Consider the following 15,874-nt stretch of genomic DNA (forward strand, 5'->3'; position numbering starts at 1 on the left):
CGCACCTTTATATTCATTTTACCGTTGTTTAACGAAACTTGAATTGCTCTTTTTACTTAAAAGAGGCTCATATTCTTTTTTAAAATCGGGTTTTACACCAAGAAAACTAGCTGTGCGACGAACAATATTAGCAAGCATTGGTCCAGCATTCATCCCCGCTGTTGCTGAACGCTGTCCCTCAGCAGGCTTTGGTTCATCAATAATTGTTAAAACAACATAAGCAGGATCCTCAATAGGAAAAGCAGCAAGAAAACTATTAAAATTTTTTGTTTTAGAATATTTTCCATTTTCAACTTTTTCAGCTGTTCCTGTCTTACCACCTACACGATAACCTTCAACTTTTGCATTACGTCCAGAACCAATATCACTATTTAATTTATAAAGGTAACGCATATTTTGACTTGTTTTAGCCTGCAAAACCCGTTTTGCATGATGCAAAGTTTGTTCTTTTGGCCGTTTTAAAAATGTCGGAGCAATTAACCAACCACCATTCATTAAAGCAGCAGCCCCGACAGCTGTTTGCAAGGGTGTTGTTGCCATACCATGCCCAAAAGAAATCGTCATAGAATGGATATCCTTCCAATGATTTGGCACAATAGGGTGGGCAACTTCAGGCAACTCTGTTGTGAGACGATCCAGTAATCCAAGTTTTTGCAAAAAACCACGATGTTTATCAATCCCTATCGCCAACGCCTCTTTAGCAGAACCAATATTAGAAGAATAAATAAAAACCTCCCATAACGTTAAGGGTCGATTTTTTCCATGAAAATCATGAATAGTATAGCCACTACTTGCTTTTATTGGCTTTGAAGCATCGATAATACTGTTTAAATGAAAAATATCGGAATCAAGAGCCATAGCGGTCGTAAAACTTTTAATGATCGATCCCATTTCAAAAGCTCCTGCCGTCATCCGATTGAGACGATCACTTTTTAAAGCTTCAACAGGATTTCCAGGATCAAAGTCTGGTAGTGATGCCAAAGCCAAAACTTCCCCCGTATGTATATTTAAAATAACAGCTCCTGCAGCAATTGCCTTATAACGCTTCATAGCCTGAATAAGTTCATCATGAACAATTGACTGAACACGCACATCAATCGAAAGCTGAACTTGTTTTAATGATTCTTCCATGGCAAGACCAGCGGCACGCAAAGCACTCAGCCCCGCATCATCAATGTATTTTTCCATACCTGCAATGCCCTGATTATCAACATTCACCATACCGAGAATATGAGAAGTTACAGGTCCATCAGGATAAAAACGACGAATTTCAGTCCGAAAACCAATTCCTGGTATACCAAGAGCCATAATTTGCGTCTTCTGCATTGGTGTTAACCCACGCTGTATCCAAGAAAAACCAGATTTTCTTTTTAAGCGCTTATAGGTTTCCTGCCAATTAAGATCAGGCAAAACTGTTGAGAGCAATTCAATTGTTTCATCCACATCAATAATACGCCGTGGCTCAGCAAAAAGTGAATAAGTTTTAATATCTGTTGCCAATAAACGACCATTACGATCAACGATATCAGGCCGTGCCATCAATTGAAGCATTCCTGGCCCCTTTGCTTCTTCAATCTGTCCACCTTCCAACCCATAAGAAATAAGGCAAGCCCCCATGATTCCATATAAAATTAAAAAGCAGAACAACGAAAAAAGCAAACGTGGACGACTAGAATAGGGACGACGAACAGAAACATTATGATTATTCAACGAATTCTTTAAGCGCTTTTTCTTCTGTGAGAATAAAAAAGTCGATTTCATTACTGCGCGCCTTTTTGGACAACACTATTGATCTGAGAAGCTCGATTATTTGTCAAAATATCCTGATTATCTTCCAAGATATTTTGTTTAATCACTTCTTCAATTTGATCATGTACCTGTACCGGAATGTCTTTAAACTCCACGATTTGACGCGGCTGTATAACCTCTAACCCAAGTTCTTTCTGATAACGTTTCGCAAGTTTTTGCATGCGTGAAGGCCTTATCATCACAGCCCACTCAGCATGAAGCAAACTTACCGTATTTTTTGCTGCAGCAATTTCATGCTCAAGATGAAGAACTTCGTTCATTCGTTTTTGAACATCATATTTTACCTTATAAGTAAGTCCTGCCATACAAATCATAATCAACACTAAAATCATATCAAATGTACGAAAAACTGTCATTTTTTGCTGCCTTCAAAACTGGCAATCTCTGCTAAACCAAATAATTTCATATCTGCTGCAAGAGCCTCTGCTTCAGTCCGTACACCAATACGCAACCTCGCAGAACGTGAACGAGGATTTTTCTGTAACTCCTCTTTAGTTGCCGTGATCCCACCTTTAAACAAAGGAAAAAATGTTGCTGGAGCAGCCTTCATTTCAGGCAGATAGCGTGATCTCATACATTCTCCAGAACGAGCCGAAAAAAATCTTTTGACCATACGATCTTCAAGAGAATGAAAACTGACAACCCCCAAACGGCCTCCAGCTTTTAAAACGCGTTCAGCAGCAAATAAACCACATGCCAATTCACCAATTTCATCATTAACATAGATACGAAGAGCCTGAAATACACGTGTTGCTGGATGAATACGATCTCCCGGTTTACGTCCTATCAACGCTTCGATAGCATACGCCAAATCACCTGTACGCAAAAAAGGCTGTACAACACGACGCTTTTCAATCATCCGTGCAATTCGCCCCGCATAACGCTCTTCTCCTAATATCTTAAAAATACGTGCCAAATCCCTTGCTTTTAAATGATTGACAACATCGCTGGCTGTAAAACCAGTCTGAGCCATTCGCATGTCCAATGGACCATCTTTTTGAAAAGAAAAACCTCTTTCTGCTTCATCCAGCTGCATTGAAGAGACACCAATATCCAAAATAACTGCATCCACCTTCTCTTCAACGACACGATCGAGCTGTGAAAATGCCATATGGACCAAACGAAGACGTGGAAAAAATTCTTCAACAAGCGATTGTCCTGCACTGATAGCATGAGGATCACGATCAAGAGCGATCACCTGTGCCCCTGCCTTTAACAAAGCGCGCGTGTAACCACCAGCACCAAAGGTACCATCAATTACTTTTGCTCCAACCAATGGCATAAGCCCAGTCAAAACTGGCTGCAACAACACTGGAATATGGCGTTCAGCTCTTTGATCCTGATTTATCAAAATAATCCGTCTTGAAGTTATGCTGTCTCAAATCAACAGCTCTCTCATGGCAACTGATCTTAGAATAACCTAGCCTTCAACTTTCATATTAATCACAATGAACGAAAAAACTAAAGTTATCCCAAAACAGATCCTAACGCATTATACTTAAAGAAATGTTATAATTTTTTAAAACACTCTTTGCTCAAGTGTCCATTTCAAACACATAGACTCCATAAAAGATCATATATAATTGATCTTATAAAATATCGCGTATCATCATGAAATATCAGTCGGCCTATAAGCCGGGTTCTGTAGAGTAAAGCTTACACTTTACATGGCAACCATTCATCTGGGACGGATGTTACCATCCGCCTCGTGCAACCTACCCGAATGACTCGCCCGGAAATCGGCTGCAAATTAAATTTTGCACGTCATTTCTATTTGGTCTTGCTCCCGGTGGGGTTTACCTTGCCACATTCATTACTGAATGCGCGGTGGGCTCTTACTCCACCCTTTCACCCTTACCTATAAAAATAGGCGGTTTACTTTCTGTGGCACTTTCCCTAGGGTCACCCCCGCCGGGTGTTACCCGGCACCGTCTTTCCATGGAGCCCGGACTTTCCTCACCTGCCATATTTCAGCATCAGACAAGCGCGGCTGCCCAGCCGACTGACGCATTAATTTATAAAACATTTTCTGCTCAATGAAAATAGCATCTTAAAATATTTTATGACAAACCTCTCTCAACAGATGTTTTTATTTTAATGAAGCCAGATAAGTTTTCACTTTTGCGCAATATTTCGCCGAAATGGAATTCATTTTTTTTGCAGCATGACCTGCGTTATATTTAAGGATTGTACCACACGTACTTCCACCACTGAGTTTATACGCCCGTGCCAAATAACGCATACCATATTCAAGATTGGTCGCAGGATCGTACAAATCCTGTACAGAACCACTAAAGCCCAACCCTCGTGCCGTAGAGGGTTTAATTTGCATCAAACCTATTTCGCCAGCAGCCCCCTTTATACCTGCCTTATAATTACTTTCAACTTTTACAACAGCATGTGCTAAATTAACGGGAACATTATATTTATTCGCAAGTTTCTGAATAAGAAACTCATAAGGGCGATCAGGAATCTTAGGAGCAACAATCACTGAGGCTTCTCCTGATTCCGAAACATTTAAGACACTATGAGTCCAACTTATGTCAAATACAAAAAATACAGCACACGCTGTATTTAACAAGATTTTCAAAAATTGCATTTTCTTTCTCTTCACTCAAACATTCTCAAATTCTAGCCGCAAGTAATTTGCAAACGTATTATACAAAAAAAGAAAGCAAAAGAACGGCTTGAAAAAGGAAAGAGTAAGACAATTTCAAGATAAAATCATGTAACAAAAGAATATCTCTTTATTCAGAAATCATAGATTTCTCTATATCATAAAATAAAAAAATAAAGAAACTATGGTTAATCTTATAGCGTATTAAATAAAATGATATAATCTATAAATTGCTGCTATCGCTATTGTATCACTTAATTTTTATATTAAAAAAATAGCATCTTAACTAGATGTAATATTTTTTACATAAGATTATTAATTTTTTTATTGGGATCAATCCCACAAAGTAAGAGAGACAAGAGCATCTTTTTACCGGAGATGCTCAATATCAAGAAAGTTTCATAAAAATATAAACCGCTATCAACGCTTCTCTCTGGTTAAAACACCCACAGCACTCTTTATATCCGATAAAACCTCAACAAATCACAAAACAAATCCCCCATTATCGCACATAAAAAATTCATAAATATACTAAAACCATCATACTCTTTACCAATTCAAAATATTGCAACAGACTTTTAGCTCTCAAGATGTCTCAAAGAAGCTTTTTAATTCCTTTTTAAAAGAGCTGTTATCCACACAGTCCTCCCACTGGTAGTGTACTAGAAACTAATTTTGATTTTTTCACCATGAATAAATTTAAAATGAGAAAATTTTACAATTCTTAAGATTCTTATTCAATATAATAATGATAATTTATCATTATAAAACAATATACTAAAGAAGTTATATCCGTCTTTGTCTCTACAATAAAGCCTAACAATTACTTGTGTCTGTTTTTTTGAAAAATGTTAGAAAACTCAATACCCCCAACGCCTTTTTAAATAAAAATAGACCTCTCATCTTCATTCAAATATTTTTTCTTTGTCACAGACTATCACCTTATCAGCCTTGCACCTCATTTCAGAAATCATACAAGTGGATAAATATCCTAAAATCCGTAGAACAAAGAAAGCTTAAATCCTTTAAAAAATTTTTATTTTCTCATATCAAATAAAAAAATAACTGGCATATAAAATGCGATTAACGTATTTTATTATAGTCAATACTGCTTTTGTCATTGTAGCGATTGATAATGCAATTAACTTGACCAATACCCTTGATAGATTTTCTATCTCTCCTGTAATGATTGCAACATTACCGTTATACTCCGACTGCATACCTTTTGAGTAAGATAAATTTGTTAATTATCTTACAAATTGATTATCTCCTCACACTTTTCAAAACTTCACGAAAAGCTCTTTCTCCTTTAAAACCCAAAAGCGCAATTAAAAAATAGCTAAAAATAAGCATTAGCAATGGAAGGACGAGAAATCGCTTTTGAGAGAGCCATAGCAACAGTTTCACCAGATTTTTGAGCCTGCTCACGACTCTGACCACTTTTAGCAGCAAGCGCAATTACATCACGACGCAGCTGCGCAATAAACAACTCTTGCTGTTGAGGGTCCATCTTAGAAAGATGCTTGATAATATCTGGAAAAGACACGGACAATCTCTCTAACAACTCCTCCTCTGTTACATCAAGCTTCTGAGAAGAAAAAGAAGAACGACCGGAAAAAAACTGATAAACAACACCACTTCGAGAAGCAAAAAAGACAGCGCCAAAAATAAAAAATACGAATAAAATAAAAATAATACGATGCGAAAAAGATCCCATTATCTCTTACCTAAAGATCACAGAATACAAACATAGATTCCTTTTATGATTCCCCTTATAGCATTCAACAATGCCTCAATAAAGAAAAATCAAATTATTAAAAATGAATACGCTAACACTCTCCGCCCAATAAGACCCGCCCCTCTATGTATTTAGGTACTATAGGCGAAACAATAACAGATCTTACACTTCCCCCCTAATAACACTTTACATTTCCTAAAATAATTACAAAAAGCCTGACTGAGGAAATCCTCAGTCAGGCCAGACAATCTAGGGGATCCACGCGGGGGGGGGGGGAGGAGGTTCCCCGATTGTCCTCTTACATCAACCACTAAGATAGCCGATGCAATATTCTTGCTATGGAATAAAATTTTTTAAACAACAAGAAATTCTTATCATCTTCTACGCAAAAAAACATAAAAGAATTATAAATTATTTAAAAATGTTTAAATTTAGGCAAAAAAAGTTCAAAATGACCCAATTTGAAGCAATTTTATTTCTAGAAGCACCAATTAGAATCTACGATCATTATAACTTTTAAATAGTTTCTTTCATAACTCTGATGATCATAATTTAAAAAAAAACAGTAATTTCTACGTATCCACCCTATAAAAATCAAACTACGTAAAAGTAGAATCATTTTTCCAACAGCAATCACCACAAAAAGAAAAACGTAGATTTTTAAAATCTTACACAAATAACCGTAAAAAATGAAAAACATCTTCTTGCAAGAAATCTATGAATTATTCATATAAAACAATAAATTAGAGAAATAAAATCTTATCTATTTTTATAAAAAATTGCTGTAAATGATCATTAAAATATTGTTACATCCCTCATGTAAAAATCAATGAAGAATTTAAACTGCTTAATCTTATGAAAAAATGAGAACTCTGAAGGTATTTGTTTCGAATCACGCCCCATCGTCATTCCAAATAACGATAAATCATTTTACAATAACCAACAGTCCCTAACGCATTTTAACATAACAAACCGAAATCAATGCAGACATTTTCTCTTAATCTCTATCATTTAAATGATCCCGTAAAATAATACACACAGTAGTTTCTGTGATAAAAAATTGTATAGTCTGTTCTTCTAACGTAAACAATTCATTGATTTACAATCATAACTCATCATTTACAATTTACATGAGAGATCTCAAGAACGTAAGGTTCCCTTATTTTCAATCTTCGTCTATTGAAGCAATGAATAGCCATACTATCGCACATCACAAACAAGAAGAAGCGTATGGATAAAAAACATAAAACGATAATGCCGGCTTACAACTTTCACTTAAACTAAAGACGATGGTGCCCTATCAATTTTACGCTATACCCACGGACTGCGTCATAAGATGAGCGGCAAACATAAAAAGAAAAAAATACGTTTGGCAAGAACAATGGACTTATTTAATAACCTTCATAACTTCTCATGATAAAGAGATACGAAACTTTAGTGTAATATCACGCTTTTCTTTCCTACTTTCAGCCACGGACTATCCATAGATCATCGCCGATCTTATTTTTATGAATATAATGCAAAACACATAGATGAACACCATATATGAATGCTTATAGGAAGAAATAAACGTAAAGCCAGATGCGTTATTATAACCGTTGTTGTACAAAATGTTTTTAAAATTCAGAATATCACTCCAATCCATTACCAATTTATGAGTAATTTTATGGCGTCATCTACCAAGCTTTTACTTTTTCTATTACTTGTAAATCAACACCTGCTCTAAACATAGCAATATGTTTGAGATAAAGATTAGAGCAAATGAGAGCCATGTGAAAAATCCCAGCTTTTATACGCCCAATTAGAGTAAAAATATTTACGTCTGGTTGAGAAATCTTAAAAAAGCCATCATTCATTTTGGAAGAAACATAAAAGCCCAAAGATAAAACTATTGCCATCTTTACCATCCCTTTCATTTGCCTTTACGACTTTCAAACACGCTCATAACGCTGTATTTTAAATAATGAAAATCATGCATTGCCTCACCTTTTTACTTTTTCGTCTTTTTAGAGCATCTTTTTGCACTCCTCACTAAAAGTTCCAAGGCATTTCTTATCTAAGAACCTGTTTTAAAGAGATATTTTAAGACTATTGGACACACCACCTTTGACATTTATGAAGGTATGAGCCATCACTATATTATATTGTGCGGCATTATATCATATTGCAGCCGCAAAGATGTATTTTCTTTTACAAACGGTATCATTAAGATAAATACCTTCTTTTGTAACAGACAAACAGACTCTTTTGGATTCTGAAACAGGAAATTTGAAATGAAAAAATATTCCTGTATTCAAACCTCTCATTGAGTCTAAAAAAATCAATGATCTTTTAAAATCAATATATTGGCTAATAACATAAATATGATATCAAGACACCTTAAATAATGTCCTCATAGGCTTAACTCTATAAAAAGTGCTTTCATTATACAGCCTACACGCCGCTATAAAACACCAATACTCCCATATAAAAACATAATACAAATGTAAAAAACAATAGCTTATCAATGATTGAATAAAGTTTTATCTCTACGCTATTCCTTGAGAAAAATCAGAGAATAAAGCACGTTAACAAACGCGATTTATGCAAAATCTACTTGTTTATCTTTGATATCGTCAACCAATAAACGCGGATCACGAGCAAGCCAAAGCGTAACCATACCCTCCTCACTGTTTTCATTTTGTATAGGAGTAAGACAAACCGTTTGTTCTAGAACAAGTCCCGCATTTTTAAGCCATTGTTCTATTTGTAAAGCCGAAAATCCAAGACGCATATGCGCTTGATCGGAATATGAAGGCTCAATTTCATGATAACCAAAATCCACAATCAATAAACGGCCATGAGGACGCAAAACTCTTGATATTTCATGAAGGAATATTTCAGGATTTTCAAGAAAATGTAAAACCCAATGAAGAATAACTAAATCAAAAGTTGTATCTCCAACAGACAAGTGCAAAACATTGCTATCAAGCACGACTTCAACCGCATGCGTATAAAGATTAGAAAACAATTTTAAGATAGAGCCTCCACCTCTTCCAATATTCAGCATCGTCTGAAATGGTTTATCGCCAATGATTTCAAGTAAAGCGTTTTCTACACCCTGATCTGCCATATAGGATGACCGTAATACATCCCATTGCAACGTATTTTGTAAGAAATGCTTCTTCCTCGTTTTTTGACGCTGCTTTTTGACATCCTTCAAACGTTCTAAATCATGCGCTAACAACACATCATGCTTTGGCAAAGCCGAAAGAACACCCATCACAATGTCTTTACCCCAAAAATCATGACAAAGCTTAAAATAAAGGCTATCTCCCTTCTGATAACGCTCAATCAATCGAGCTTCGTACAAGAAACGTAAATATCGTGATATACACGCTTGCGACTGATCAAGAATAAAAATAAAATCAGGAATTGTTAAATCTTCATGACGCAAGAGCGTAAGAACACGTAAATGGCTTACTTCTGCGACCGCTTTCAGCAGCACAATCATTGCATCTAAACTTGCACTTTTTTGCATAATTATCCCCTAAACATTCCTATAAACATTTGTTTATAGGAAAAAAAGTCAAGCATACAACGCATATTCTCATCTATTTTGTTCTCTCTATTTTATCATACTATGAAAAAAATAGGCTAATGTAAAAAACGAACAGATCTTATCTCCCTGCAGCTCGTTATAATGAGAATGCATTGATTTATAATAATAATTCATTCATTGTTAACTTGAATAAAAAACCGGAATACCGTAAATTTTTCTCATTTCAAATCTATTCATGATAAATCAATCCAAATCATTCTCTTACAGCTCATAAACGGAGGGGACATATGGATAAAAATATCTTTTATACCCACCTCAAAACAAGAACTGCATACCATTGAGAAAAAATAAATAACATGATAGTGCCAGCTTGCATTTTTATTAAGTAAAGATAATAATGCTCAATGACCAGAGCATTTGTAGAAATAGTACTATACTCTTCATCCCCTCCTTTTCATTTCAATTTTACAAGCAATAACCGGTTATATATCATGAGTAGAATAACCCTATTTAGGTCATAATTTCATAAAGTGTCTCTTACTCTTTGTTTAATGAATAAAAACTTACACAGAGTACACACACTTTATTTATGAAATAACAAACGCAATAAAGTACACTATTATTCCAACAAAGTTGAGATAAGAAAAAAATTTCTAGCGTGTAAGAGGTTTATAATTTGCATGCTTAGGATTAAGAGATTCCGCCCCAAGACGACGAACTTTATCAGCCTCATATTCAGCAAAATTACCCTCAAACCATTCTACATGACCATCACCTTCAAAGGCTAAAATATGTGTTGCCAATCGATCAAGAAACATACGATCATGCGATATGATAACTGCACAACCAGCAAAATTTTCCAATGCATCTTCCAATGCACCTAATGTTTCAGTATCAAGATCATTTGTCGGTTCATCAAGAAGAAGCACATTCCCCCCCTCTTTTAGAAGTTTCGCCAAATGTACGCGATTGCGCTGCCCTCCTGATAAATTTGCCACCTTCTGCTGCTGATCTGCCCCCTTGAAATTAAAAGCCCCGCAATAAGCGCGGCTATTCATCTCATATTTACCTAATTTAATAATGTCATTTCCACCAGAAATTTCCTCCCAAACAGTTTTATCCCCCACCAAAGAATCGCGACTCTGATCCACATAACTCATGTGAACTGTTTCACCGATACGTATTTGACCTGAATCGGGCTGTTCCTGTCCCGTCAACATTTTAAACAAGGTCGACTTTCCCATACCATTGGCCCCAATAACGCCGACAATGCCACCAGCAGGAAGTTTAAAAGAAAGAGAATCAATCAATACACGTTCACCATAAGCTTTAGAGAGATTATCAACCTCAATAACAACCTGTCCTAATCTTTCTCCAATAGGAATAATAATTTGTGCCTCTCCAGGACGGCGCTCACGGGCTGCTTGAACCAACTCATCATAAGCCTTAATCCGAGCTTTTGACTTTGCTTGTCGCCCCTTTGGACTAGAAGCGATCCATTCTTGCTCACGTGATAAAGCACGTTGACGCGCTGCCTCTTCACGGCCTTCTTGAGCCAAACGCTTGGCTTTAGCCCCCAAATAAGCAGAATAGTTCCCCTCATAAGGAATACCTCTACCGCGATCTAACTCTAAAATCCAACCCGTTACATTGTCGAGAAAATAACGATCATGGGTTATCAAAAGCACAGCCCCTGGATATTCACGTAGATGCCTCTCAAGCCAAGCCGTCGTTTCAGCATCTAAATGGTTTGTCGGTTCATCCAAAAGTAATAAATCAGGTTTTGACAAAAGCAATTTACAAAGTGCAACACGCCGCTTCTCACCACCCGAAAGTTTTGTTACATCCCCATCGGCTGGCGGACAACCAAGAGCAGCCATAGCCATTTCCACTTGACTTTCTAAATCCCAAAGACTTTGACTGTCAATAATGTCCTGAAGCTGTGCACTTTCATCAGCCGTTTCCTCGCTATAATTCATCATCAATTCGTTATAACGCTCAAGAATTTCCTGTTTATCTGCAACACCTTCCATTACATTGCCACGCACATCTTTGCTCGCATCAAGCAAAGGTTCTTGTGGTAGATAACCACAGCGTGCTCCTTCAGAAATCCATGCTTCTCCCGTATATTCCTTATCTAGCCCAGCCATAATACGTAAAATAGTTGACTTCCCCGCACCATTTGGCCCTAAAATACCGATCTTTGCATCTGGATAAAAAGACAAATGAATATTTTCTAGAACTTTTTTATTGCCGTAAGACTTGTTAAGCCCAGCCATATGATAGATAAATTGACGTGCCATAAATTTCTCTTTATATTGTGCGATATTAAAGATTAGGATTTTGAAAAAACTGCTTTTGCTTTTTGAAACTGTACAGTAAATAGCACTTACATCGTATCAAAAGCTTTTCGCTTTATATTGGTACATTTTTTCCAATCTCACAAGCCCCAGTATGGTCCTGAATGCAAAAAAACATCTCCCTAAAAAGCAAAAAGCAAATCTTTTTAGCTGTACCTGAAACCTGTTATCAAACATTACCTCTCTTTTCCATACCAGATATAACATTGTATTTTTATCGTATTAAACCAACTTATCAATGTAATATGGTACCACAAAGAAAAGCAATTCTCTATGCGCCTTCTTTTCTCGCTTTATGGGCTTTATATTACGCAGTAAAAAATCCTTCTCTTTTTTCATCGATTTTTTGCTACGGAAAGCAATGGACCTCACCCCTTGCCTTGATATGGCTTAAATTACGTTTACAAAACGACCGCCGCCTTATGGGATCTGACGTCCCAAGCCCAATGATCATGAAAGCTTTGCATCAACACGTAGCAACAAATGAATACAGTGCACTTCCCATTGGTACGTGGTTACAATTCGTAAAAAACTATAAAACCAATTGTAAAAACTTATCCATCCCCCTCTTTTGGCTTGATAATTATAAAAATAATATCAATATCCAGCACATCATTTCAAAACTTCAAGACGATATATAGCTTTTTAAAAATACGATAAAAGCTCATCTCGTATAGGAATATATTTATGGAAAAAAAAGCCTTAATCGTCATTGATGTTCAAAATGACTTCTTACTAGGTGGAGCACTTGCCGTACCACAAGGTGATGCTATTTTACCCGCCGTCAATAATCTCATAAATCATTTTGACCACGTTATCTTAACCCAAGACTGGCATCCCAAAAACCATTGCAGCTTTGCTTCCTGCTATCCTGAAAAAAAGCCCTATGATACAGTCATTCTTGACTATGGTCCTCAAATACTTTGGCCTGATCATTGCATACGAGGAACACAAGGAGCAGAATTCCATCCATCTCTTAGAGTAGAAAAGGCACAACTTATCCTTAGAAAAGGCTATAATCAAAAAATGGATAGCTATTCTGCTTTTCTTGAAAATGATCAAAAAACACCAACAGGTTTACAAGTTTATCTCAAAGAACATGGTTTTACTAAGCTCATTATGTGTGGCTTAGCAACTGATTTTTGTGTCGGATTTTCTGCTCTTCACGCTATACAATGCGGTTTTAAAGTCAGTGTTTCATTAAATGCCTGTGCTGGTATTGATGTAAACGGATCACTAAACACTATGCTTAAAACGATGAACGAAGCTGGTATAGAACTTTTAATGGTCTCTTAAAATATCCTTCTCTAATCTACCATTATAATACACTGATTTATAAAGGATAAGTTATTTTACACATATTTAAGTAAGAGTCCAGAATATCGTAAATTCTCTCATTTCAAACCTGTTTCAAAAACATTCTCTTACACGTTACAAAGAGAATCAATGTATGAATAAATCATTCAAGAAAACAGTAAGAATGCTTCTTATGACCCATTAAATGCAAGAGCTTGTCATAATATTGAAAGCTGGTAAAAAGTATAACATCAACTTTCTGTCTTATATTTAGGTCAAAAAGTATCCTAGAGATTGTACATTATTCCCTTCATGGGTAGTATCATGCAATGAACTCAACTTTAAAAAACGCAAATAAGCAATAAAATAGTATTTTATTTTGCATGAAAGACCTCTTTTTATTCAAAGATATGCGATCAACAAAAGCGTGAAAATCTCCATTACTTAGACACAACATGTTTATACAATTGACGATTCTTAAAACGAATCGAAGAATATAATGCCATTCCAATAATACAGATTCCCACAAGTCCTGTTAAAACTTCAGGAACCGATATGATCGTTTGCAGATACATAATCACTGCAAGAACTAGAATTGCATAAAAAGCACCATGCTCTAAATAACGATAATGCAATAATGTTCCCGATTCAACCAACATAATTGTCATAGAACGAACGTAAAATGCACCGATACCAAGACCTATCGCAATAATAAAAAGGTTATGTGAAAAGGCAAAAGCACCAACCACGCCATCGAAAGAAAAACTAGCATCAAGAACTTCTAAATAAAGAAACGCCCCTACTCCCCCGTGAGCTACTGTTGTTAAAGTCTTTTGAGGAGTATCCAAGAGATGACCAACAACTTCAACACCGATAAAGGTCAAAAGTCCATAAAGGGATGCCAATAAAAAAGTTATTTTATTTTCTGCGTCAATCTGACCTGAAACAAATAAGATCAAAATCAAAACAATTGCAATATCAATTCCAACAAGCGCCCCAAACTTTTGAGCAGGTCTCTCTATAACATTAAGCCAATGCACCTCTTTTTCAGAATCAAAAAAATATTTTAAGCCAACCATCATAAGGAAAGTTCCTCCAAAAGCAGCAATCCCCATATGCGCATCGGTTAAAACTTCAGCATATCGATGTGGTTCCCATATCGCTAATTTGACTGCCGCAATTGGATTAATCCCAACAGCAACGACAACCACCAATAATGGAAAAACAATTCGCATCCCAAATACAGCTATCAAAATGCCCCATATAAGAAAACGACGACGCCACAATGGACTCATTCTACTAAGAACACGCGCATTGATAATAGAATTATCAAAAGATAAAGAAATTTCCAAAATTCCTAAAACAACGCAAATAAAAAAATATTTAAGAAAACCAGTAATACTTTCCGTCTCAAACCAACCAATAACCCCTCCTAAAAAGACACCAATAATCGTGAAAAAAAAAGCAAACCCAAAATAGCGTAATAGGGCCATGATCATTCCTCAAAGTTTATTTTCTACTTCATCTAAAGCACACCCAGTACAAATCCAAAGTTTGCATCTCTTTAAAGTTGCATCTATTAATGCAGAGGTGTATAGAATATATATGGTAAAGTTACATGAAAATTCTCTCAAAAAAAGCAAGAGACAAATGTAGCAAACAAGGAATTTTGTTTTGAAGTGAATATCAATTGTCAATACAATAAGTGAAAGATTGCTTTCTATCCACGAAAATAAAAAAATAAAAAGAAATTAAAGCTATAATATTGACATTATATCATAGAATATTAATACATAGTGTGCTTTTATTATTTAATGATTTATACCATGATGATTTACCGAGGGAGATAATTCGTGGCACGTCCTGAAACTGAATCAAAAACCATATTTGGAAAACGTTTACGTTATGTACGTCTTGCTTTAGGCGATCCATCACGTGAAACCTTAGCTAAAAGTTTTAGCATGACAAAAAATTCCATTGCTTTTTATGAGCGTGGAGAGAGAGAACCCAATCTTAGTGTCTTACAAACATACCGCACGTTATACGGTGTCAATATTAATTGGCTTTTAACTGGACAAGGAAAAATGTTTGACACCGAATATACAAAAGGTGATTTTGACTGGAATTATTTTATTAAAAAAATCGAGGGACTGGAAGAAACACTTGCCGATAGTGATCGTAACGAAAAACTAAATCAAGAAAAAATCGACAGTTCTTATGAAAAATTGCAGCAATATTTGTCAAGACAAGGTTTATCAAATAGTTTTAACCCTAAAACTACAACCTCTCTTATCGATATGAAAGCTAAAATGGCCAATTCTTACACCCTTAGCTTATTCATTGATTTACTCATTCGAAGCGTATCCCAAAAAGAGGTTATAGCTAATCAATAAACGTTTATTTCAAAAGAAAAAACAAGAAATGATTAAACTCTACCAGTATGGAGAAAAGTATTTTTTACTTTATCCGTGCTGGTGAAATTTTGTATAATTTATAAATTTTGTTTCTGTAAC

General features: G+C 35.7%; 12 protein-coding genes and 1 other RNA gene. 3 read left to right on the top strand and 10 right to left on the bottom strand.

Translation table 11 applies throughout. The features are described from left to right. Positions 1 to 18: 18 nt before the first annotated feature. The 9 genes from ACFIK0_RS05180 to ettA all read right to left on the bottom strand — a co-directional run bounded on the left by ACFIK0_RS05180 (position 19) and on the right by ettA (position 12,008). On the bottom strand, positions 19 to 1,761 hold the full coding sequence (locus ACFIK0_RS05180; RefSeq protein ID WP_375637659.1) for a peptidoglycan D,D-transpeptidase FtsI family protein: 1,743 nt from the start codon (positions 1,759 to 1,761) through the stop codon (positions 19 to 21). Further along, the gene (locus tag ACFIK0_RS05185; RefSeq protein WP_273790787.1) at positions 1,761 to 2,165 is read right to left on the bottom strand and encodes a hypothetical protein; all 405 of its coding nucleotides are present in this window, start codon (positions 2,163 to 2,165) and stop codon (positions 1,761 to 1,763) included. Before ACFIK0_RS05185 ends, ACFIK0_RS05180 begins: the two co-directional genes overlap by 1 nt. Next, entirely contained in the window at positions 2,162 to 3,160 is a 999-nt protein-coding gene (gene rsmH / locus ACFIK0_RS05190) for a 16S rRNA (cytosine(1402)-N(4))-methyltransferase RsmH (protein ID WP_273790788.1), read from the bottom strand. Before rsmH ends, ACFIK0_RS05185 begins: the two co-directional genes overlap by 4 nt. 264 nt (positions 3,161 to 3,424) lie before the next feature. Beyond that, an RNA gene (rnpB, locus tag ACFIK0_RS05195) (RNase P RNA component class A) lies at positions 3,425 to 3,815 on the bottom strand. An 83-nt stretch (positions 3,816 to 3,898) separates the two neighbouring features. Then, positions 3,899 to 4,408, bottom strand: coding sequence for a lytic transglycosylase domain-containing protein (locus ACFIK0_RS05200; RefSeq protein ID WP_375631183.1), 510 nt, complete (start codon positions 4,406 to 4,408; stop codon positions 3,899 to 3,901). Between the two features lie 1,357 nt (positions 4,409 to 5,765). Beyond that, complete coding sequence (locus ACFIK0_RS05205; protein ID WP_375631184.1) at positions 5,766 to 6,143, bottom strand: hypothetical protein; 378 nt, start codon at positions 6,141 to 6,143, stop codon at positions 5,766 to 5,768. A 1,697-nt stretch (positions 6,144 to 7,840) separates the two neighbouring features. Then, entirely contained in the window at positions 7,841 to 8,062 is a 222-nt protein-coding gene (locus ACFIK0_RS05210; RefSeq protein ID WP_375660735.1) for a hypothetical protein, read from the bottom strand. Between the two features lie 683 nt (positions 8,063 to 8,745). After that, the gene (locus tag ACFIK0_RS05215) at positions 8,746 to 9,684 is read right to left on the bottom strand and encodes a methyltransferase domain-containing protein (RefSeq protein ID WP_273790792.1); all 939 of its coding nucleotides are present in this window, start codon (positions 9,682 to 9,684) and stop codon (positions 8,746 to 8,748) included. 674 nt (positions 9,685 to 10,358) lie between these two features. Continuing rightward, entirely contained in the window at positions 10,359 to 12,008 is a 1,650-nt protein-coding gene (ettA, locus tag ACFIK0_RS05220; protein WP_375643447.1) for an energy-dependent translational throttle protein EttA, read from the bottom strand. Positions 12,009 to 12,169: 161 nt separating this feature from the next. Here ettA and ACFIK0_RS05225 point away from each other — a divergent pair, with 161 nt between their 5' ends. After that, complete coding sequence (locus ACFIK0_RS05225; protein WP_273790794.1) at positions 12,170 to 12,706, top strand: hypothetical protein; 537 nt, start codon at positions 12,170 to 12,172, stop codon at positions 12,704 to 12,706. A 46-nt stretch (positions 12,707 to 12,752) separates the two neighbouring features. Next, positions 12,753 to 13,361, top strand: coding sequence for a bifunctional nicotinamidase/pyrazinamidase (pncA, locus tag ACFIK0_RS05230; RefSeq protein ID WP_375663615.1), 609 nt, complete (start codon positions 12,753 to 12,755; stop codon positions 13,359 to 13,361). A gap of 440 nt (positions 13,362 to 13,801) precedes the next feature. Here the strand turns inward: pncA and ACFIK0_RS05235 are convergent, their stop codons facing one another. Next, positions 13,802 to 14,854: a DUF475 domain-containing protein gene (locus ACFIK0_RS05235; RefSeq protein WP_375663616.1), complete on the bottom strand. Its 1,053-nt coding sequence runs from the start codon at positions 14,852 to 14,854 to the stop codon at positions 13,802 to 13,804. A 360-nt stretch (positions 14,855 to 15,214) separates the two neighbouring features. On the opposite strand from ACFIK0_RS05235, the gene ACFIK0_RS05240 reads away from it, so the two are divergent. Beyond that, the gene (locus ACFIK0_RS05240) at positions 15,215 to 15,754 is read left to right on the top strand and encodes a helix-turn-helix transcriptional regulator (protein ID WP_273790797.1); all 540 of its coding nucleotides are present in this window, start codon (positions 15,215 to 15,217) and stop codon (positions 15,752 to 15,754) included. Positions 15,755 to 15,874 lie beyond the last annotated feature (120 nt).

Origin of the sequence: Bartonella sp. CL63NXGY (genome assembly GCF_042194905.1) — a bacterium.
GTDB lineage: Bacteria > Pseudomonadota > Alphaproteobacteria > Rhizobiales > Rhizobiaceae > Bartonella.

Bases quoted from the DNA above. Each gene is read 5' to 3' on its own strand.
- ACFIK0_RS05205 (WP_375631184.1), bottom strand. From the start codon at position 6,143: ATGGGATCTTTTTCGCATCGTATTATTTTTATTTTATTCGTATTTTTT.
- ACFIK0_RS05210 (WP_375660735.1), bottom strand. From the start codon at position 8,062: ATGGCAATAGTTTTATCTTTGGGCTTTTATGTTTCTTCCAAAATGAAT.
- ACFIK0_RS05180 (WP_375637659.1), bottom strand. From the start codon at position 1,761: ATGAAATCGACTTTTTTATTCTCACAGAAGAAAAAGCGCTTAAAGAAT.
- pncA (WP_375663615.1), top strand. From the start codon at position 12,753: ATGGAAAAAAAAGCCTTAATCGTCATTGATGTTCAAAATGACTTCTTA.
- ACFIK0_RS05215 (WP_273790792.1), bottom strand. From the start codon at position 9,684: ATGCAAAAAAGTGCAAGTTTAGATGCAATGATTGTGCTGCTGAAAGCG.
- ACFIK0_RS05200 (WP_375631183.1), bottom strand. From the start codon at position 4,408: ATGCAATTTTTGAAAATCTTGTTAAATACAGCGTGTGCTGTATTTTTT.
- ettA (WP_375643447.1), bottom strand. From the start codon at position 12,008: ATGGCACGTCAATTTATCTATCATATGGCTGGGCTTAACAAGTCTTAC.
- ACFIK0_RS05225 (WP_273790794.1), top strand. From the start codon at position 12,170: ATGCAAAAAAACATCTCCCTAAAAAGCAAAAAGCAAATCTTTTTAGCT.
- ACFIK0_RS05185 (WP_273790787.1), bottom strand. From the start codon at position 2,165: ATGACAGTTTTTCGTACATTTGATATGATTTTAGTGTTGATTATGATT.
- ACFIK0_RS05235 (WP_375663616.1), bottom strand. From the start codon at position 14,854: ATGGCCCTATTACGCTATTTTGGGTTTGCTTTTTTTTTCACGATTATT.